20 protein-coding genes are annotated in these 18,514 nt (G+C 48.1%); 17 read left to right on the forward strand and 3 right to left on the reverse strand.

The window, feature by feature from the left end; all coding sequences use genetic code 11:
* The first annotated feature begins 18 nt into the window (after positions 1-18).
* Complete coding sequence (locus AC50X8_RS15390; RefSeq protein ID WP_046231997.1) at positions 19-735, forward strand: response regulator transcription factor; 717 nt, start codon at positions 19-21, stop codon at positions 733-735.
* The gene (locus AC50X8_RS15395; RefSeq protein WP_056028878.1) at positions 735-2,201 is read left to right on the forward strand and encodes an ATP-binding protein; all 1,467 of its coding nucleotides are present in this window, start codon (positions 735-737) and stop codon (positions 2,199-2,201) included. Before AC50X8_RS15390 ends, AC50X8_RS15395 begins: the two co-directional genes overlap by 1 nt.
* Before the next feature lie 337 nt (positions 2,202-2,538).
* Here AC50X8_RS15395 and serA read toward each other — a convergent pair whose 3' ends face one another.
* On the reverse strand, positions 2,539-4,128 hold the full coding sequence (serA, locus tag AC50X8_RS15400) for a phosphoglycerate dehydrogenase (protein ID WP_056028876.1): 1,590 nt from the start codon (positions 4,126-4,128) through the stop codon (positions 2,539-2,541).
* Between the two features lie 285 nt (positions 4,129-4,413).
* On the opposite strand from serA, the gene AC50X8_RS15405 reads away from it, so the two are divergent.
* A complete protein-coding gene (locus tag AC50X8_RS15405) occupies positions 4,414-4,740 on the forward strand; it encodes a rhodanese-like domain-containing protein (protein ID WP_430156474.1) in 327 nt (108 codons plus the stop codon).
* A 13-nt stretch (positions 4,741-4,753) separates the two neighbouring features.
* Here the strand turns inward: AC50X8_RS15405 and AC50X8_RS15410 are convergent, their stop codons facing one another.
* Positions 4,754-5,671, reverse strand: a complete 918-nt coding sequence (locus AC50X8_RS15410) for a hypothetical protein (protein WP_494880259.1) — start codon at positions 5,669-5,671, stop codon at positions 4,754-4,756.
* A 107-nt stretch (positions 5,672-5,778) separates the two neighbouring features.
* Between AC50X8_RS15410 and AC50X8_RS15415 the strand changes: the two genes are divergently transcribed.
* Positions 5,779-6,384: a CPBP family intramembrane glutamic endopeptidase gene (locus tag AC50X8_RS15415; protein ID WP_494858711.1), complete on the forward strand. Its 606-nt coding sequence runs from the start codon at positions 5,779-5,781 to the stop codon at positions 6,382-6,384.
* Between the two features lie 254 nt (positions 6,385-6,638).
* Here the strand turns inward: AC50X8_RS15415 and AC50X8_RS15420 are convergent, their stop codons facing one another.
* Positions 6,639-7,517 carry a polysaccharide deacetylase family protein gene (locus tag AC50X8_RS15420; RefSeq protein ID WP_494880260.1) on the reverse strand — a complete coding sequence of 293 codons (879 nt, stop codon included), beginning with the start codon at positions 7,515-7,517 and terminating at the stop codon, positions 6,639-6,641.
* Positions 7,518-7,710: 193 nt separating this feature from the next.
* Here AC50X8_RS15420 and AC50X8_RS15425 point away from each other — a divergent pair, with 193 nt between their 5' ends.
* From AC50X8_RS15425 to AC50X8_RS15485, 13 genes are all read left to right on the forward strand, one after another.
* Positions 7,711-8,031, forward strand: a complete 321-nt coding sequence (locus AC50X8_RS15425; RefSeq protein ID WP_056028864.1) for a hypothetical protein — start codon at positions 7,711-7,713, stop codon at positions 8,029-8,031.
* 198 nt (positions 8,032-8,229) lie between these two features.
* On the forward strand, positions 8,230-8,844 hold the full coding sequence (locus AC50X8_RS15430; protein WP_046232007.1) for a genetic competence negative regulator: 615 nt from the start codon (positions 8,230-8,232) through the stop codon (positions 8,842-8,844).
* A gap of 383 nt (positions 8,845-9,227) precedes the next feature.
* The gene (prsW, locus tag AC50X8_RS15435) at positions 9,228-9,926 is read left to right on the forward strand and encodes a glutamic-type intramembrane protease PrsW (protein WP_056028862.1); all 699 of its coding nucleotides are present in this window, start codon (positions 9,228-9,230) and stop codon (positions 9,924-9,926) included.
* 56 nt (positions 9,927-9,982) lie between these two features.
* Positions 9,983-10,141, forward strand: coding sequence for a hypothetical protein (locus tag AC50X8_RS15440; RefSeq protein WP_200931577.1), 159 nt, complete (start codon positions 9,983-9,985; stop codon positions 10,139-10,141).
* A 74-nt stretch (positions 10,142-10,215) separates the two neighbouring features.
* Positions 10,216-11,583, forward strand: a complete 1,368-nt coding sequence (ypeB, locus tag AC50X8_RS15445; RefSeq protein WP_494880261.1) for a germination protein YpeB — start codon at positions 10,216-10,218, stop codon at positions 11,581-11,583.
* A 59-nt stretch (positions 11,584-11,642) separates the two neighbouring features.
* A complete protein-coding gene (locus AC50X8_RS15450) occupies positions 11,643-12,296 on the forward strand; it encodes a flagellar brake protein (RefSeq protein ID WP_056028857.1) in 654 nt (217 codons plus the stop codon).
* Positions 12,297-12,355: 59 nt separating this feature from the next.
* Positions 12,356-12,586, forward strand: a complete 231-nt coding sequence (locus AC50X8_RS15455) for a hypothetical protein (protein WP_056028855.1) — start codon at positions 12,356-12,358, stop codon at positions 12,584-12,586.
* Positions 12,587-12,759: 173 nt separating this feature from the next.
* Complete coding sequence (cmk, locus tag AC50X8_RS15460; protein ID WP_056028853.1) at positions 12,760-13,455, forward strand: (d)CMP kinase; 696 nt, start codon at positions 12,760-12,762, stop codon at positions 13,453-13,455.
* 3 nt (positions 13,456-13,458) lie between these two features.
* Positions 13,459-14,037: a lysophospholipid acyltransferase family protein gene (locus AC50X8_RS15465; RefSeq protein ID WP_494858719.1), complete on the forward strand. Its 579-nt coding sequence runs from the start codon at positions 13,459-13,461 to the stop codon at positions 14,035-14,037.
* 106 nt (positions 14,038-14,143) lie between these two features.
* Positions 14,144-15,373: a 30S ribosomal protein S1 gene (gene rpsA, locus AC50X8_RS15470; RefSeq protein ID WP_056028850.1), complete on the forward strand. Its 1,230-nt coding sequence runs from the start codon at positions 14,144-14,146 to the stop codon at positions 15,371-15,373.
* A 130-nt stretch (positions 15,374-15,503) separates the two neighbouring features.
* Entirely contained in the window at positions 15,504-16,868 is a 1,365-nt protein-coding gene (locus tag AC50X8_RS15475; protein WP_494880262.1) for an SMI1/KNR4 family protein, read from the forward strand.
* A 47-nt stretch (positions 16,869-16,915) separates the two neighbouring features.
* Positions 16,916-17,611 carry a YphA family membrane protein gene (locus AC50X8_RS15480; protein ID WP_056028848.1) on the forward strand — a complete coding sequence of 232 codons (696 nt, stop codon included), beginning with the start codon at positions 16,916-16,918 and terminating at the stop codon, positions 17,609-17,611.
* A complete protein-coding gene (locus tag AC50X8_RS15485; RefSeq protein ID WP_494880263.1) occupies positions 17,608-18,513 on the forward strand; it encodes a YIEGIA family protein in 906 nt (301 codons plus the stop codon). Before AC50X8_RS15480 ends, AC50X8_RS15485 begins: the two co-directional genes overlap by 4 nt.
* Position 18,514 lies beyond the last annotated feature (1 nt).

Consider the following 18,514-nt stretch of genomic DNA (forward strand, 5'->3'; position numbering starts at 1 on the left):
GGAAAGGGGTTAATGAATATGTCCAATTTCGCCAGCCGAATTTTGGTTGTTGACGATGAAGAACGGATTCGCCGTTTGCTCAAAATGTATTTGGAAAAGGAAGGCTACGTCATTGATGAAGCGGAAGATGGAGAATCTGCGCTGCAAATGGCTACGGCTACGGACTATGCGCTTATTTTGCTCGACGTTATGCTTCCGGGCATTGACGGCGTGGAAATGTGCTCCCGTCTTCGTCAAGTGAAAGCGACGCCTGTCATTATGCTGACGGCGAAAGGCGAGGAAATGAACCGGGTGCAAGGATTTGAAGTTGGTGCTGACGATTATGTTGTTAAGCCATTCAGCCCGCGCGAAGTCATTTATCGGGTGAAGGCGATTTTGCGCCGCTCCTCGGCTACTGCTTTTCTGACGAAGGAAGTCAATTCCAGCAACAATATCGTATTCCCGCATTTGGTCATTGAGCATGATGCCCACCGCGTAACAGCGGCAGGCCAGGAAGTGAGCTTGACGCCAAAGGAATATGAGCTCTTGCACTATTTGGCTGTTTCTCCGGATAAAGTGTTTTCCCGTGAGGAATTGCTTAAGGATGTATGGAACTATGAGTTTTTCGGTGATCTCCGAACCGTTGATACGCATGTCAAGCGTCTGCGCGAGAAGCTGAACAAGGTGTCGGGCGACGCAGCTGCCATGATTACGACGGTATGGGGCGTCGGCTACAAGCTTGAGGTGCCAAAGTAATGAACTGGAGGAAGTACTCTCCTTTTCTACTGTGGCATAGCGTCGTTGGCAAGCTGTGGGTGACGATTATTTTGCTCGTGGCCGTCGTGCTGCTGACGCTTGGCGTATTTCTTATTCCGTATATCGGATATTTATTTGAAAATGATGCCAGCCATGAAGTGATGCTGCTGTTCGTCATCGTTGCAGTTATCGGTTTTCTGATGTCGACCTTCTTTGCCTTTTTTCTATCGCGTAAAATTCAGCAGCCGCTGCTTGAGCTGAAGGAAGCTGCGGATTCGATATCGCAAGGAAATTATCAGATGCGGGTGAAAATTCGCTCAAATGATGAAATTGGCGAGCTGGCGAATACGTTCAATAATATGACTGAGCAGGTCGATAAGCTCATTCATGATCTTAATCATGAGAAGGAGCATTTGTCGAGCATCCTGCGCAGTATGGGTGACGGAGTTATTACGTTCGATGCTGAAGGCGAAATAATTTTGACAAATCCGCCGGGACATTTGCTTATAAACCGCTGGGCTGATCTGAATCAGGAGTGGGGCGATGCTTTTTACGATAGCACAAAGCCATACTCATCTGTTCCTGGGCCGCTGCTTGATATATTCGAGAAGGTCATGGACGAAGGCCGCGATGTTTCGAATAAAGTATACGTGCACAACAGCATGTGGTCTGTCGTCATGGCTCCGCTGCTGCTGGATGGCGTTGCCCGCGGAGCGGTCGCGGTCATTCGGAACGTGACGGAGGAACATAAGCTGGAGAAGCTGCGGCGTGACTTTGTGGCGAATGTTTCCCATGAGATTAGAACGCCGCTTTCAATGATGCAAGGCTACAGCGAAGCGCTGCTAGACGATATTGTGGCTTCCCCAGAGGAGCGCAAGGAGCTTGTGCAAGTCATTTATGATGAATCGCTGCGCATGGGCAGGCTGGTCAATGATTTTCTGGATATGGCGCGCATGGAAGCCGGGCATGTGGAGCTGAATTTGCGGCAGTTCGATTTGCAGCAAATAATCAGGCGTGTGCATCGCAAGTTTCAGGTATTTGCCAAGGAGCGGGAAGTCATGTTCAAGACCGAGCTGCCTGATATGCCGCTGCTGCTGCTAGGGGCGGATGAAGACCGGCTTGAACAGGTGCTGACGAATTTGCTCGATAATGCGCTGCGGCATACGCCGCTTGGCAAATCTGTGACGATTGCAGCAAGCCCAATGACGATTAACCATACCGATTATATCCAAATGCAAATTAAAGACGAGGGACAAGGCATTCCTAGCGAGGACTTGCCGTATATCTTCGAACGCTTTTACAAAGCAGATAAATCGCGAAAGCGCGGCACCTCTGTAGGAACAGGACTCGGCCTTGCGATCGTCAAAAACATCATCACCCAGCATAATGGACAAATAGAAGTAGACAGCATACTCGGCAAAGGGACGACCTTTACGCTGCTGCTGCCTGTCGAAACAAAGCATTAGCTGTCAAGGCGCTCCGATAGGAGCGCTATTTTTTGTTGAAAAGAAGCATTAAATCTTGTTGCTCGTGAAACATTTGAATAAATGGAATAGAGTTGTCACGGGGCCTGAGGCGCTCAATCTCGTCGATATCGGAGCATTGCTATACCCAAGCACGCCAAGACTTTTAAGGCTGTAGAAGCTGATCAGAAGGTGTATAGCAGCCTGTTGTCAGGTATAGGCATGGAATATAGGAGTAGGAGTAGAATAGTGCAGGGTATAGCAAGCCAGTGGCAAACAAAAACCCCAAAGCGGTCAACAACGACCACTCCGGGGTTTTTCGCATGGACAGAAGTCCGTATTAGATTTTGATTTCTTTTGCAGTGTTCAGCTCAGTCAAGTTCGTAAGCTGCTCAAGAACCTCTTTAGGCGTTCCTTTGTCAACACGCAATACCATAATCGCGGAGCCGCCCTCTAGCTGACGACCAACCTGCATCGTTGCAATATTCACGTCATTCGTTCCAAGCAACGTACCTACGCGGCCGATAATTCCAGGCTTATCGTTATGCGAGATCAGGATTAGATTGCCTTCTGGCGTAACATCGACAGGGAAATTGTCAATTTGAACGATACGCGGGCCATAGCCAGTAAGCAGCGTGCCGGCAACAGTGCGATCTTCCTTCTTCGTGCGCAGCGATACGGTTACGAGATTCGTAAAGTCTTTTGCAATATGCGATTTTTGAACGACGATGTTAACATCGCGCTCTTTCGCAAGATGCATCGAGTTGACGACATTCACTTGCTCCGTACCAAGGTGGTGGGACAGAATGCCTTTGACAACGTAGCGAGTCAGTGGCTGTGTATCTACTTCTGCAAGATCACCGGAGTAACCGACAACGATTTCCTGTACCGGACCGTCTGTCATTTGGGAAATGAAGCTGCCCAGCTTCTCTCCAAGAATGAAATACGGTTGAAGCTTGCTTTGCAGGCCAGCCGGAATTGGCGGCATGTTAACGGCATTGCTGAACGGCTCATCGCGCAAAATGTGCAGCACTTGCTCCGAAACGTCGATCGCAACGTTTTCTTGCGCTTCAACTGTCGATGCGCCAAGGTGAGGCGTTACGATGATTTTCGGATGCTTCAGGAACGGGTGGTCCTCAGCCGGAGGCTCAACTTCAAATACGTCGAATGCTGCTCCAGCGACGATACCTTGGTCAACCGCATCAACCAGAGCAATTTCATCAATGATGCCGCCGCGAGCGCAGTTTACGATGCGCATGCCAGGCTTCATAACAGCAAATTGGTCTTTGCCAATCATATGATGAGTTTCAGGTGTAAGCGGGGTGTGCACCGTCATAAAATCCGCGTTACGGACAATTTCGTCCACCGATGCAAGCTTGATGCCAAGCTTTTCTGCACGCTCTTCTGTCATAAACGGATCGTAGCCGAGAATGTCCATGCCGAAAGCTTTTGCACGTTTTGCAACTTCGCTGCCGATACGACCCATGCCAAGAACGCCGAGCACTTTGTTGCGAAGCTCTACGCCAAGGAAGGATTTGCGATCCCAAACGCCATTGACCGTTTTCATATAGGCTTGAGGAATATGGCGGGCTACAGCCATCATCATGGCAAAAGTGTGCTCGCTAGTTGTAATCGTATTGCCGTCAGGAGCGTTAATAACAATAATTCCGCGCTGCGTTGCAGCGTCCAGATCAATGTTGTCTACGCCAACGCCTGCGCGTCCAACGACTTTAAGAAGCTTGCCGGCTTCCATAATGCGTGCTGTTACACGCGTTTGGCTGCGAACGAGCAGAGCGTCGTATTCGCCAATAATGGCTACGAGCTCATCCTCGCTTAAACCTGGTTTTTTATCGACAATGATATCTTCCGCGTCTACAAGCTGTTGGATGCCCAGATCGCTGATGGGATCGGATACTAGCACTTTAAACATAAGTAGATTGCCCCCTAAAATTTTTGCGAATGTAAAAATCATTTCGTAAGCTACATCAGGTGTGATACTAAAATAAAAACCGCCCTTGCACACATACGCATGCGAGGCGAGAGTTTCATATAGTCAAACGGCTACTCGAATCATGTCGAATGACAGAAAGGATAGCCTTTATCATTTTAAAGCATTAACATGGACAATTGCAATCCTCAAACTTGATCAAATGTGAAATTTTTTGATATGATTCATGCATTGCCTGCTTAAATAGATAAAGGGGAGAGACGAGACATGAACAATTGGGAAGAGATCGAAGCGGATGTTTTTTTGCAGCTTTTGGAGAAAGGACATATAGAGGCAGGGCAAGTCATTGACGTTCGGGAGTCATTTGAATGGGACTATTATCATCTGGAGCAATCTACGCTTATTCCGATGAATACGATTCCTCATCACTTGGGACAATTAGCGGATGACAAGCCGCTTTATATCGTATGCGCACATGGCGTACGCAGCGCTAATGTATGCGGATATTTAGAAAAGCAGGGCTATGGCAGCCTCCACAATGTAACCGGAGGAATGGCGGCCATAGCCCTGCTTCAAGGGTTTCAATACGACTAGCACAAGCAGTCTTTTAAGACGAGGTAGTAGTGAAGAAAGGCAGCAGCGGCAGCACTTCCTTGCTGTACATTTGCTCTGATCCGCTGCTGTAGTCGCCGTTGCGTACGGCGGCTGTATTCATCAGCAGCTCAGCAATGGCAGCGATGGAGCGAATTTTCATTTTGCTCGCTTGCCCCGTCTTAATAAATTCATCGATCCGGATAACCAGATCCTGTGGATAGAAGTTCGTTAATTGCTTATGCGACAACAAATGGTCAGCCATCAATTTGTTTTTCACAATAAGGGGCAGCTTATTCCATTTACTGATTTCCAAAATATTCGGGAACTTGTATTCGTTAGGAATGTCGCTGTTTACGGTAGCTGCCCATTTCATCATCGCGCTGTAATACGATTGCTGCGAGGAAAGGGATTGCTTCACAGCTGCCTGGTAAATGGAATCGTCATTAACGGCTGCGATGAGCTTCGCAGTATTGAGCGTCTTCGCTTTGTTCACCGCTCTGTTTGACGTTTGCTCAAACAATTCAAGGCTTTTAATAACGCTCGTCTGTGCTTCACCGAGCAGTGGCGATTGCTGCATATTGAAGGAAGCGACCTCGCCGGCTTTTTTCTTGGCTAGCTTGGACAAATCCTTAAACATGGCGTTGCCATCGGCTGAATCCTCCTGCTCCAGTTTTTTCAAAGCATTGAACCATTCGTTTTGGAATTCACGGTAGGGCAGAAATACAGTATGATAGTAGGAGACAAGATCTTGCTGCTGATACGGAGTCGACTTGGATTTAGCCTCACTGTTTAACTGTTTCATTTCGTAGCTGGTTTTAGTCTGCTCACTGCCGTACTGTACTCCGTAGAAAAATGCGCCGACTGCGCAAACCAGCATAAAAATAAAACCGATGCTGTAAAACATGGCGGAACGGGTTAGCTGCTTTTCCATAACAAAACTCCCTTTTATGTATGTATTCATTATTGCTCTCTTTTGCTGCCTGTGCGTACAGGTGAATTTACATCAAAAATACGAACCTCCAGGACGGGCGGGAAGTTATGAAAAAATTCGACATCCGTAAAATACGAGTGCGCAAGGTGACCGTTGACGAGCTTGACGATCGCATGCTGCTCATTAATTTGTACATGACGCAAGCACTTACTTTTATTATCGGCTTGATATGGGTTTTATTTCAGCGTCAAAACATAATTCATTTATTTCATTTTCCAAAAGAGCTTAATGTCTTGTGGTTTGGACTAGGTTTGGCGGCAGTTGTACTGCTAGTAGATTTGTCCATTTCCCGCTTTGTGCCTGATGAAGCAGCCGATGATGGCGGCGTAAATGACCGGATTTTCCGTGAACGCCCGATTTGGCATATTATCGTATTGTCGTTCGTTGTCTCGGTATGCGAGGAGCTGCTCTTCAGGGGCGCTTTGCAGCACGCTTTCGGGCCATATTGGACAAGCATCATCTTTGCAGCCATTCATGTCCGGTATTTAAAGCATTGGATTCCAACTGGACTTGTGTTTTCCATCAGTTACGGCTTAGGATGGATTTATATACAAACTGGCAGCTTATGGGCCCCAATTCTTGCACACTTTGCGATAGATATGATTATGGGCTTTATTATCAGATTCAGGAGGGAACCGAAAGGGCAATTATGAGCAGGGTACAAAAATTCGGGAAAGCCACGCGCAAAGGGCCGTCGCCCGAGAAAACGGAAGCTCCCCGAATCGATGAAGAGGGAAGGGAGATCCTTCCCCCAAGACGGAAAAAGTTCCCTTCGGGCGCTAGCAAAGTAACGAGATGGTATTATAATGTATTGTTTTTTCTCTTTTTGAGTTTGGTCGCAGGATTGTTCTGGTACGGATTGAAATATGCGAATTAAGCTGCCGGAGCACTTAGCTGCCCCAAGCTTCTAATTCGTGAGGTCCGTATCAATTGCAGCCGGATCGATGAAGCCATAGCCCTTGTCTTCAAGCTGCGTCAGCAGCTTGTCAAGCGCTTCAGCGGTCCAGGCCAGCTCATGCATTAAAATGTTGGCGCCTGGGTGAAGCTGTTCCAGCACACTCTCGACAACTTTGTCAGGATTTCCGGGAGATTTCTGTTCCCAGTCAAGCGAACCATTGGACCACGTCATGTACAGCATGCCGTGGTTTTTGACGATTTCTTTAACGCTATCGTTGCCGGAGCCATAAGGGGGCCGGAAAAACTTTGGCGCTTCGCCGGTCAGCTTCATGACGGTATCCTGAACATCAGCAACCTGCTGCTCCACTTTGGCGGCGGATTCTTTTTTCAAGTTGATGTGGTCCCAGGAGTGGTTGCCGATCGTCTGTCCGCGCTCATGAATGAGCGTCAGCAAATCAGGGTTCGCTTTAACTCGGTAGCCGTTCACGAAAAAGATCGCTTTAGCCTTATGCTTGCCGAGCGTATCGAGCAGGCTGGTCAGCACCTCCTTGTTGTGCGGGCCATCATCAAAGGTCAGCAGCACAACCTTATCGGTCGTTCCTTTGTCAAGCGGTTTGAAGCGGTATACGCTGTCCATTTTGTACAGCTTGGCAGCCGGTGCCTCGCTTGGCGACGGCGTTGCTTCTTCTGCAAGGGGCGAAGCCGTTGGCTCCTCTTGCTGAAGGACAGGAGAAGCGGCAGGCGACTGCTCGGCTGCTGGGCTTTCCTGTGCCAAAGCACCTTCCTGCGGCAGATTGCTGCCAGACGGGACGCTTTGCTGGCTGCAAGCCGCAGCAACTAATGCAGCTCCCAAAAGAACAGCGAGCGATGCGGTCATTCGTTTAAACATAATGAACCTCCATTTATGTTGTAGTTGTCAATGGGTATTATTGTAGCATAATCAATCATGCTGTGTTTTGGAGGCCGCGGGATTTCCTTTATTAAGCAGGATAAATAAGAGGAGGCAAGCCACACTAAAGGGTGAAATCGAATATTGAATGGGGATTTTTTAGGGCCCTAAATCAAGGAGGTTTTGTCCTACTATGAGGCTAAGAGGATTTCTTCTCGGAGGGCTTGCCGGGGCAGCCGCTGCTCTCTATGTTGCCCGCAAGCGTCCAGGTACAGCTGCACTTGCAGCTGGCGTGCTGGCGAGCGCTTGTTCAACGATTGGCCACAAGGCGATGTCCTTGTGGAATAACGATTGGACGAAAAAGGCTGTAAACAAGGGCCCAAAGCGTACAGACGATACCGCCGGAAAATTCGGAGACGGCTGGGTTCAGATTGAAGCAATGATGAACAGTGATCCAGAGCTGAAACAGCAAGCCGAGGAGATCATGGCGGAATCGTCGAACAAGACACATTAACCAACAGTTTCTGGAAGGAATCGTTTGAACGAGGCACTGAAAAAGTGCAGATTCGAACGATTCTTTTTGCCTATTTTAGGTGCAATCCGAGTTTGAACATGATAAAGTAGTTACATAGTTTGATTTGACCATTTTGGTCACATCTTCTTATAAATTTCATACGCTGTTACAACAGATGCTGCAGAGGAGGATCCTGTCATGAAGATCGAACGACTTAGTCAGGACAAGATAAAAATATTTCTGACGTTCGACGACCTGCTGGAACGAGGGATCCAGAAGGACGACATGTGGCGCGAAATTCCAAAGGTGCACGAACTATTCAGTGAAATGATGGATCAAGCATACAGTGAACTTGGATTCGATGCCAGCGGACCGTTAGCGGTCGAAGTGTTTGCCCTACCGGCCCAAGGTATGGTCGTGATTGTCACTCGCGGCAAAATGAACGGAAGCTCGGAAGAGAGAACGTCCGATGATGATGACGCAGATGACGAAATTTACGAAATGGAAGTGACGCTTGAGCAAAGCGATATCGTCATGTATTCCTTTCGGGATTTCGAGGATGTTATACAGGTTTGCAGACAGCTGCAAGCCGCTGCCCTGACAGAAGATGGGCGCCTGTATGCTTACAATAATAAATATATACTGGCGCTGGAACCGGCTTTGATTGAAACGTCCCGCCACAATGCCGTTATCGCCCTGCTGGCTGAATACGGCGAAGCCACATCGGTCACTTATGCAATGTTGGAGGAATACGGGAAAGTAATCATGCCTTCCGAGGCTGTGAAAGAAATATGCACTCATTTTTTCAACTAGGCAATGCTTAAGCGAAGAGGGCGCAATGAACGGAGCATCTGCAGGAGCTGTCAAGCCTGCTGATGCTCTTCTTCTTTTTATGTAATCGTACAAGCGCTGGCCTGCTCCAGAGTCAGGGAAACGGCAATGGCGCGAGGTGTTGTCAATATAATAAAAGGTATATCCGATGTGTCTATAGCGTTGTATAATGAAGAGGAACTGGACATCCCTGATTGGTTGGACAAGCAGGATTCGCTGGGCAATAGGACACGAAATCTTGGTCTATACTGAATGGATGCAAAATAATGAGGGCTATTACAGGGATGATGTAGAAATAGATATGCGGCCTCCCGTTATTGAGGGTGGTTGCAGCAGGCACGGCATGGGGGGGGTGAAGAACGGCGATGATGTGGATCTCTGTCTTGACAGCAGCGGTGGCACCAGGAATAGCACTGCTGACATATTTATATTTAAAGGATAAATACGATACGGAGCCTATTCATATGGTCGTCCGGATGTTCTTGCTGGGCGTGCTGATCGTGCTGCCGATTATGGTTGTGCAGCGCGGCTTGCAGCTTTGGTGGGGCGATAATCCAGTCGTCTTTTCATTTATTCAATCGGCTGGCGTAGAGGAATTTATAAAATGGTTCGTTCTTTATCATTTTATTTACAATCATACGGAGTTTGACGAACCTTACGACGGCATCGTGTACGCCGGTTCCATATCGCTAGGATTTGCGACGCTCGAAAATGTGATGTATGCCTTCCTGGCTCCCGCATCGTTCGGCTCGCTCGTTATGAGGGCGCTGCTTCCCGTATCGGGACATGCCCTCTTCGGCATTATGATGGGCTATTACGTAGGCAAAGCGAAGTTCGAGAGCAATGGCAAAAAACGCAGAAATTATATTATCGTATCGTTTCTGCTGCCGATAATGCTGCACGGCAGCTATGACTGGATTATGATCACGATGCGTTCCAGCTGGATCTGGTTCATCATTCCGTTCATGGCGGTGCTATGGGTCGTTGGCCTCCGAAAAATGCAGCGGGCCAACTCGCGATCGCCATTTCGTTTTTTGAAGCGCGATGAAGAGGTTAAATTGTAAAGCAGCCGTCCATACTGAAAGCTAGAGTACATTTTTAGGGTAAGCTGGAGGTAGGGATGGAAGCAGTCAGAGTGAAAGTGACCATTCGCTGCAATGTATGTGGCGAGAAGTTTGTTTTGCGGGGCAAGCGCGAAAGCAGCGGCGTAGATACTGGTTTCAAGCAGTGCATTTGCAACAACATCGACGATCTTGATATTGAAGAACATAGTTTTTAAACAAATTGAATGCATAAAGCTCCTTTCAGCAAACCAAACTAACACCAGGTTTGCACAAGAAAGGAGCTTTTTGTATGGTTTATAGACGGATAAGCGCGGTGCTGTTCCCAATTGCGGCTATTTTGCTTGTAGGTTCGCTCTATTGGGGCTATCAGGAGCATCAGGAGAAAAACGCTGTATTGATGAAGGCGGAAAATCAGTATCAACGGGCGTTCCATAATTTAACTTACCATGTGGATAAGCTGCATCAGCAGCTTGGCAATACGTTAGCCGTCAATTCCACCTCACAAGCGTATCACCGAAAAGGGCTCGTTAACGTATGGCGGCTAACAAGCGAGGCGCAGAACGAAATTAGCCAGCTGCCGCTTTCGATGCTTCCATTTGACAAGGCGGAGGAGTTTTTGTCGCGCATTTCCAATTTTGCCTATAAAACTTCCGTTCGCGATTTGACGAAGCAGCCGCTGTCTGAGGATGAATTCAAAACCCTCAAAACGCTGTACGCCAACTCCAAGGATATTTCAAAAGATTTGCAGGGCATGCAGGAAAAAGTGCTCTCGAATCATTTGCGCTGGATGGACGTTGAGCTGTCATTGGCTGCGAAGGAAGCCAAGGGCGATCAGACAATTGTCGACGGCTTCAAAGGTGTCGATAAGAAGGTAAGTAGCTATCCGGAAATTAACTGGGGTCCTTCGGTTTCAAGCATGTACGAGAAGCGCCCAATCAGCATGCTGAGCGGTAAAGCTGTTACGCCGGAAGAAATTAAGCAGCGCGCTGCCAAGTTTGCCGGCAAAAAAGGCGATGGCAAAGAAATTCGCGTTGCTGAAAATGGCAAAGGCACGGAATATGCTTCGTATTCCGCAGTGTTGTCCGAGCATAAGTCGGGCAATACGATCCATATGGATTTTTCGCAAAAGGGCGGCCAACTGATCGCTTATATGGATCCCCGTGAAATTGGAGAGAAGCAGCTGGACATTGAGCAGGCGCGGGCTGCGGCTGAAAAGTTTTTGAAAGAGCATGGCTTTGACGGCATGAAGGCGGTTAGCTATGACGCCTATGATAATGCAGGAACGTTCGGCTTTGTCGGCAACCAGGACGATGTGCTGATTTATCCAGACAAGCTGACGGTCAAGATTGCGCTTGATAATGGAGATATAGCGGCGCTGCAAGCGAATGAATATGTGTTCGAGCATCATAAGCGGACGCTGCCGAAGGCAGGCATCTCCAAAGCAGACGCGCGCAAGGCGCTGAACCCGGATATGAAAGTGTCCAAAGAGCAGATGGCGCTGATCAAAAATGATGATGGCAATGAAGTGCTGTGCTATGAATATACGGGCCGGATCAATGATAGCGATTACCGCATTTACATTAATGCAGAAAGCGGCATGGAAGAATCGATTGAAGTGCTGTCTTCGCTTGACAAAGTGGCAAGTTCCGGTAAATAACCATATGGCTCCTCTCTATATGTCGTGTTATAATGACAGCATTATAGGGGGGAGCCAACTTGTTGCCGAAAATTAATCAAATGTTATTTTTCCAAATTGCTTCTTCTGATGAAGCAGAAGCTGCCATCGAGTACAAGGCGCGTATTGCCGAGGTGCTGGATGAAGGTTTTTTGATTGAGAACCCGATAAATAGCCAAAATGGCAGAATGAAAAGAATGTTTTTGGGAGACGAGCTTTCGGTCTATTTTGTATCGGAGGATGGAATCAAGCATTTCTTTAATTCCCACGTTCTTGGTTTCCGGGAAGACGTCGTCAAGCTGGTCAAAATTCGGAAGCCGGACCTTGATCAGATTACAAAGGTGCAGCGGCGCAATTTTCTGCGGGTAGCTGCCGAGCTTGAAATCGCAGTGAAAACGCCGGATCAGGTCCGCTTCGTGGCGCTTACAGATGATGTTGGGGGCGGCGGAATTTCGTTCATTTGCGATGGGAAATGGCCGATTTCCCAAGGTCAGGTGCTGGAGTGCTGGCTGCTTGTTCCTTATAAAAATGGGTCCATCGAGCATGCGTCATTCAATGCGGAAATCGTGCGGGTTGTAAAGCTTGAAACGGGGCGCAATCAGGTGATGATTAAATTTGCCGGCATTAATGATTCAGACCGTCAGCGGATTATTCGCTATTGCTTTGAGCGCCAGCTGGAATTCCGCAACCGCTGAATAGCTGGGCCGCCCTCTACGCATGCTATCCTTTAACAGGGATAGAAGGGAATGATTGCATGGCTCGCGCGTCTGGGCAAAGCTGGAAACGGCTGGAGGGACAAGCTCCTAACCAGTCTTTTTCAGTTCCGTTTGATAAAATAGGAAAAGGGCTCGGCATCGTGGCTGCCGCGCTGCTTATCGCATGTTTGCTTGCGCAAACAGTGCTGCAAAGCAGCACGGTCAGACACTTGCTGTCGGGAGCCGAGCGCATGGAAGGAACCCGTCTGCAAGGACAGGTTTCTTCATAATGCGTTCAAATACCTGAAAGCAAGGTGGAGGGTGTTTTTGCATCCGCTCGTATAGTGTGGTATAATTTTCACGTCCGCAGGCAAAGCCTGCTTTTTTATTGAGAGGTTAGCGTCGCATCTGTCACGGTGTATCAAGCCAGCCATCTCGACATAAGGGGGGTTGACTTTTAGTGATGCAGCAAGACGGTGACGGCGAGCGGATCAACATTGCTATCGATGGACCTGCTGGGGCAGGGAAAAGCACAGTAGCGCGTAAAGTTGCCGAACAATTAGGATATGTATACATTGATACAGGTGCTATGTATCGAGCCGTGACCTATAGTTCGCAGCAGGCGGGCATTAAGCCGCAGGAAGCTGGCAAGCTTGCTGACCATGTGACGCATCTGGACATTAAGCTGCAGGCAGGCGACAATGGACAGACTGTATTTTTGAATGGGGAAAATGTCACCGAACAAATCCGTTCACGCGATGTGACGCTGAATGTGTCTCATTATGCGGCGAATGAAGCGGTCAGACAATTTCTTGGCGCAGCGCAGCGCAGGCTGGCTGAGGAAAAAGGTGTTGTAATGGATGGCAGGGACATCGGTTCCCATGTGCTTCCGAACGCTGAGTTGAAGGTTTTTTTAACAGCATCCGTTGAGGAGCGTGCGCTTCGCAGGTACAAGGAGCTAGCCGGCAAGCAGCCGGTGACGCTGGAACAGCTTGCAGAAGAAATTTCGCAGCGTGACCAACTGGATGAACAGCGGGAAATTTCACCGCTCGTCCGCGCTGAAGACGCAATCCTGCTGGACAGCACGGCGATGTCGATTGAAGAGGTCGCTCAAGCTATTGTCAAATTAAGCAGAACCAAATTGGCGGGGGCGAAGTAAACTATGTTATACCTGTTGTTCCGATTTCTTCTCCGCGTGCTTTATATATGCCTATTCCGTCTTGAAGCCAAAGGGCTTGAGAATATACCTGCTGACGGGCCGGTCATCTTATGCGCCAATCACGTCAGCAATTTTGACCCGCCTACGGTCGGCGTCAAGGTTCCACGGAAAGTCCATTATATGGCGAAAGCGGAATTGTTTAAAATTCCGGTTTTCGGACCGCTCATTCGGGCATTTGGAGCTTTTCCAGTTAAGCGCGGAGGCGTAAGCAAAGAGGCGATCAAATCAGCGATCACCCTGCTGAAGGAAGGCAATGTAATGGGTATTTTCCCGGAAGGCTCTCGCCGCAATCAAGGCGGGGAAGCGAAGAAGGGGGCGGCAATGATTGCGCTTCGCAGCAATGCGGTTGTTATACCTGTGGCAATTGTGGGTAATTATTCCTTGTTTCGCAAAGTAACGGTTTATTATGGCAAGCCGGTTGATCTTACCGCATTTATTGATGATTCTTCACCGGATAAGCTGGACCGCCTTACGGATGCGATTATGAAGGATGTTCGCGCCCTTATTGCAGCGAACAAATAAACATAGCTGTTTTAAATGCTGCTTAATGTTTCACTTTAGAACGTTGGCGGATTTAAATAAATTTGTAAGTTGAAAAGTTGTTGGATGAATTGAGGAGGTTATTTCAATGTCAGAAGAAACCAATGTGCAAGAGTCCGCAGTAGCGGAAAATCAAGAGGCTATGGATAATTTCGTATCCTTGAAAAAAGGGGATACAGTTAAAGGTTCGATCGTCAAAATCGAAGATAACCAAGCTTACGTAAGCCTTGGATATAAATATGACGGTGTTATCCCGATTCGCGAACTGTCCGCAGTTCAATTGGATAATGCAAACGATGCCGTACAAGTAGGCCAAGAAGTTGAGCTTAAAGTTATCAGCATTGATGACGAGAAAGAAAAGCTTGTTCTTTCCAAGAAAAGCGTAGATGGCGAGCGCGCTTGGGATTCGCTGCAAGCTCGTTTCGAGAGCGGCGAAGTATTTGAAGTTGTCGTAGCTGACGTTGTAAAAGGCGGCCTTGTCGCTGATGTTGGCGTACGCGGCTTTATCCCGGCTTCGATGGTTGAGCGTCATTTTGTAGAAGATTTCAGCGACTACAAAGGCCGCACACTTCGCGTAAAAGTGAAAGAAATCGACCAAGAGAACGGCAAAGTCATTTTGTCTGCGAAAGAAGTATTGGACGCAGAATTTGAAGGCAACAAACAAAAATTGATCGCGGCTCTTGAGCCAGGCCAGCAGCTTGAAGGTACTGTTCAACGTTTGACACCATTTGGCGCATTCATTGATATCGGCGGCGTTGACGGTCTCGTTCACGTTTCTGAGCTTTCATGGCAGCACGTTGCTCATCCTAAAGATGTAGTAGCTGAAGGTCAAGCGGTAACGGTTAAAGTTCTTAAAGTTGATCCGGCTGCTGGTAAAATCAGCCTGAGCATGAAAGCTGCTCAACCAGGTCCTTGGGAAACAGCTGGAAGCCAATTCAACATTGGCGATATCGTAACAGGTACAGTTCGTCGCCTCGTTACTTTCGGCGCATTTGTTGAAATTGCTCCAGGCGTTGAAGGTTTGGTACACATTTCCCAAATCGCTCACCGTCATATTGCGACTCCTTTCGAGGTATTGCAAGAAGGGCAAGAAGTTCAAGCGAAAGTTCTTGACTTCAACCCTGCTGAAAAACGCGTTAGCCTGAGCATCAAGGAAACAGAAGAAGCTCCTGAGCAACCGCAAAAGCCAGAAAGACAACAACGCGAGCGCGCTCCTAAACAAGAGGAACTGAACAATCCTAATGTTAGCTTGAACAGCCAAAGCATGAGCTACTCGCTGGCTGAGCGTTTCGGCGACAAACTGAATAAATTGAAATAATACGTTATTGCGTTTTACAGCGAGCATTGACGTATATATGTTCGCTCAAAAGGCCAAGCAGCAGCTTGGCCTTTTGCATTTTAACATTTCAGAATACAGCCGGGCAGCCTTCTCGAAAAGGTGGAATAAAATGACGATACATAATCAATTAGAGCGTATTAAGCGGAAGCTAAAGGACGCGGCTAAGGTGGATGCAAACCATCAGCTATTTGGAGCTAACAGTCATCAATATCGTTTGCATGAACCGCTTGGACTAGAGGAGCTCCGCGAATTTGAGCAAAAACACGGCATCGTTTTGCCTGTGGAATATGCCGCTTTTTTGACGAATATTGGCAACGGGGGAGCAGGGCCTTATTATGGCATTCACCCTCTAGGGGAAAAACAGTCCATTGAGCTTGGGCGAATGGATAAGCCATCTTCTATACGTCCTGAATTGACCAAGGAGCAATGGAAAGCTGACTACCCTGCGCTGCATGATGATAGCAATATAAGTGACGAGCAGTATGAAGAAGAGCAGGCGAAAGCTTTTCAAGGCTTGCTGAACATTGGGGAGCAGGGCTGCACGTATGAGACGATGTTAATGATAACAGGCGAGCATCGCGGTAAGGTCGTTTATATCGATCTCGACTACCAAAAGCCAGTCGTTACCTTTGAAGCAAATTTTCTGGATTGGTATGAGCGTTGGCTCGATGAAATCATTGCTGGCTATGAAACCAGCTGGTTCGGTATGCGGCGTGGCGGAGATGAACGGGAACTCACCGAGCTCTATCAATCTACATTAGATGAGTCTGTAAAGCTTGAGGCATTAAACGGAATGTTCAAGCTGAAAAATATAACGGCTGAGACGATTGTTTTTCTGGTCTCGCAATATGAAAGCTCTTCAAACGAAGTAAGCCAATTATGTCTGCAAATTTTGGCCAAGAAAAATTTTGCCGAGGCCGCGAGGCTCATTCATGAAGAATTAACGAGCAGCAGTGTTGAAAATCGATTGTGTGCCATCCAGGCCATTCACTGGTATATGCCCAAAGGGGATCAGCAATTTAATGAAGAGCTCATAAGCATGCTGCCAGCGGCGGCAGATGCTGAAACGTTTCGGTTCATCTGCTACATTCTTCATGCAGCGGAAGTTGAAATGCTGCCTATGCTGCTGCCTTTTTTCACTTATCCGGATGTGGAAATTCGAGTTCATGCTGTTTACCAGGCAGGCCAATCTAGCAAAAAAGGGATGTATGCAAGCGAACTTATCCAGAGGCTCGACGATTCAGAAGTACGAGTAAAGCTTATTGCTCTACAGGCACTGACAGGGATAATAGATCCCGCGCTTTTGCCTATTTATGAGCGTTTGCTGGAGCGGCACCAGACAGACAAAGATTATATTCGCTCCAACGTGCTTCGGAGACTGGAGGAGTTTCAGTTCAAATCCAAGAAGCAAATGGATAAGTTGCTGCCATCCTCTTTGGTACAGGTTAGAGCATTATTAGGTAAACATTTGTAAGGAGTCCGTGAATAAGGTGAAGAAGAGGTTGTTCCTTATGTTTCATAATGAGGAATAGCCTCTTTTTTTTGGCGCATAATAGCTTCACGTGGGGTGATTTGGCTGTGAACGAAGGATATTTGTCGTTCTGGATTATGATTATGGCATTCATATTAATGACGACTGGCTGGGCGGAATATGTCGGAGCAGGGCGTTCAAAGCTGATCGTTGCCGTTTTATGTCTGTTTGCCCAGCCGTTTCATTATCATGTAACCATTTATGGGACGGCCGTTGAGATTTATGCAAGCATAATGATTGTGGCAGTCGCTGTCTGCTGGTCGTTTCGCAGAGGGGCAGGCGGAGAATCGAGGCGATATCTGCTGTTGTGTGCTTGCTTGACCGGTATTATTTTGGGTGCCATCCAAAAGCTATACCGGCTTGATCCGGTGTTTTTTTGGCTTGACCCCGCTTGGGATGGAGGGCTGCTCGGCGGTTTGCTCGTAGCCGCTTTTTCAGTGAAGCCGGGCCATCAATTTGGTATTTTGCTGCTGGCGGCTGCTATGGCGGAATTGGCGAATGGGCTCTTATCAAGTGGCACTTACATGGCTCGCATTGGCTCCTTGGCTTGGTGGGACAGCTTTTGGCTCGCTTTTGCCTGTGCGAGGCTCATCAGTATAGCTTTCCACTTGCTCCGAGCTTCTTACAGCAAGGTGGCGGGAGCGGAAGCGGGCTGGAGAAATAAAGGAGGGAGCTCCCCAAAATGAGCCATTATTTAATTGCGAATAAGCATTTGCTTGGCGTATTGCTTGGAATGGCATTCGGTATTATTGCGAGGCTGCTGATGCTAAGAACCGATTATCGCCAATATCCGACTTATCCTCACGGCCGAATTATCCATATTTCGCTAGGCGTTATTGCGGCGGCACTCGGTGCAGTAGCCGTTCCTGCGCTATATAGTAAAGACTATACGGCTATTACCTTTTTATCATTAGCAGCACAGCAATTTCGGGATGTCAGAAAAATGGAGCGCGAGACGCTGACGAAAATCGACAGCTTGGAGCTCGTCAGCCGCGGAGCGACTTATATCGAGGGCATCGCGATGGTATTTGAAGGGCGCAATTACCTCGTAATCATGTCCTCGCTGCTTACCAGCCTTTTTGCGGTAATAGTCAATCTCTGGGTCGGCCTGCTGGCAGGAGGCTTATCGCTGCTGATCGTCCATCATTTTCGTTCGGGCAAAACGCTGTCCCATATTATTTCGGCGGAAACAGCGGAAGTGCGTATGGATGGGCCGGATCTGCTCGTTGGCGACATTTATATTATGAATGTGGGGCTTAAGTCAAATCAGGATATCATTCGCGAGCGCGGAATGGGCTTTATATTGACGCCTCTCAACGCGAACAGCAAGGTTACAATGGGTAATTTGGGCCAGCGCCAAGCGATTTTGTACGATTTGGCTACGATGCTGGGCGTTTACCGGGATGATGGCGAACCGGCCTTAATTCCAATGGCGAAGCTCGATATGAAGGACGGCAGGCTTGCCGTATTTATGCTTCCGCAGGACAGGGACAAGAGCAAGGCGCTCAAGGTGATCGGACGCGTTCCGATTCTCGAATCGGCTGTGCGCATGCCTACAGAAGCGAAAGTCAATAAGCAGGAGGGCTGAA

The sequence above is a fragment of the Paenibacillus sp. JT22N15 genome, assembly GCF_059383755.1.

Excerpts from the sequence above, each read along its gene's own strand:
- cmk (WP_056028853.1), top strand. The coding sequence starts at position 12,760 with ATGCAGCAAGACGGTGACGGCGAGCGGATCAACATTGCTATCGATGGA.
- AC50X8_RS15455 (WP_056028855.1), top strand. The coding sequence starts at position 12,356 with ATGGCTCGCGCGTCTGGGCAAAGCTGGAAACGGCTGGAGGGACAAGCT.
- AC50X8_RS15480 (WP_056028848.1), top strand. The coding sequence starts at position 16,916 with ATGAGGAATAGCCTCTTTTTTTTGGCGCATAATAGCTTCACGTGGGGT.
- AC50X8_RS15390 (WP_046231997.1), top strand. The coding sequence starts at position 19 with ATGTCCAATTTCGCCAGCCGAATTTTGGTTGTTGACGATGAAGAACGG.
- AC50X8_RS15405 (WP_430156474.1), top strand. The coding sequence starts at position 4,414 with ATGAACAATTGGGAAGAGATCGAAGCGGATGTTTTTTTGCAGCTTTTG.
- AC50X8_RS15425 (WP_056028864.1), top strand. The coding sequence starts at position 7,711 with ATGAGGCTAAGAGGATTTCTTCTCGGAGGGCTTGCCGGGGCAGCCGCT.
- serA (WP_056028876.1), bottom strand. The coding sequence starts at position 4,128 with ATGTTTAAAGTGCTAGTATCCGATCCCATCAGCGATCTGGGCATCCAA.
- AC50X8_RS15440 (WP_200931577.1), top strand. The coding sequence starts at position 9,983 with ATGGAAGCAGTCAGAGTGAAAGTGACCATTCGCTGCAATGTATGTGGC.
- prsW (WP_056028862.1), top strand. The coding sequence starts at position 9,228 with ATGATGTGGATCTCTGTCTTGACAGCAGCGGTGGCACCAGGAATAGCA.
- rpsA (WP_056028850.1), top strand. The coding sequence starts at position 14,144 with ATGTCAGAAGAAACCAATGTGCAAGAGTCCGCAGTAGCGGAAAATCAA.
- AC50X8_RS15415 (WP_494858711.1), top strand. The coding sequence starts at position 5,779 with ATGAAAAAATTCGACATCCGTAAAATACGAGTGCGCAAGGTGACCGTT.
- AC50X8_RS15465 (WP_494858719.1), top strand. The coding sequence starts at position 13,459 with ATGTTATACCTGTTGTTCCGATTTCTTCTCCGCGTGCTTTATATATGC.
- AC50X8_RS15430 (WP_046232007.1), top strand. The coding sequence starts at position 8,230 with ATGAAGATCGAACGACTTAGTCAGGACAAGATAAAAATATTTCTGACG.
- AC50X8_RS15410 (WP_494880259.1), bottom strand. The coding sequence starts at position 5,671 with ATGGAAAAGCAGCTAACCCGTTCCGCCATGTTTTACAGCATCGGTTTT.
- AC50X8_RS15475 (WP_494880262.1), top strand. The coding sequence starts at position 15,504 with ATGACGATACATAATCAATTAGAGCGTATTAAGCGGAAGCTAAAGGAC.
- AC50X8_RS15420 (WP_494880260.1), bottom strand. The coding sequence starts at position 7,517 with ATGTTTAAACGAATGACCGCATCGCTCGCTGTTCTTTTGGGAGCTGCA.
- AC50X8_RS15485 (WP_494880263.1), top strand. The coding sequence starts at position 17,608 with ATGAGCCATTATTTAATTGCGAATAAGCATTTGCTTGGCGTATTGCTT.
- ypeB (WP_494880261.1), top strand. The coding sequence starts at position 10,216 with ATGGTTTATAGACGGATAAGCGCGGTGCTGTTCCCAATTGCGGCTATT.
- AC50X8_RS15395 (WP_056028878.1), top strand. The coding sequence starts at position 735 with ATGAACTGGAGGAAGTACTCTCCTTTTCTACTGTGGCATAGCGTCGTT.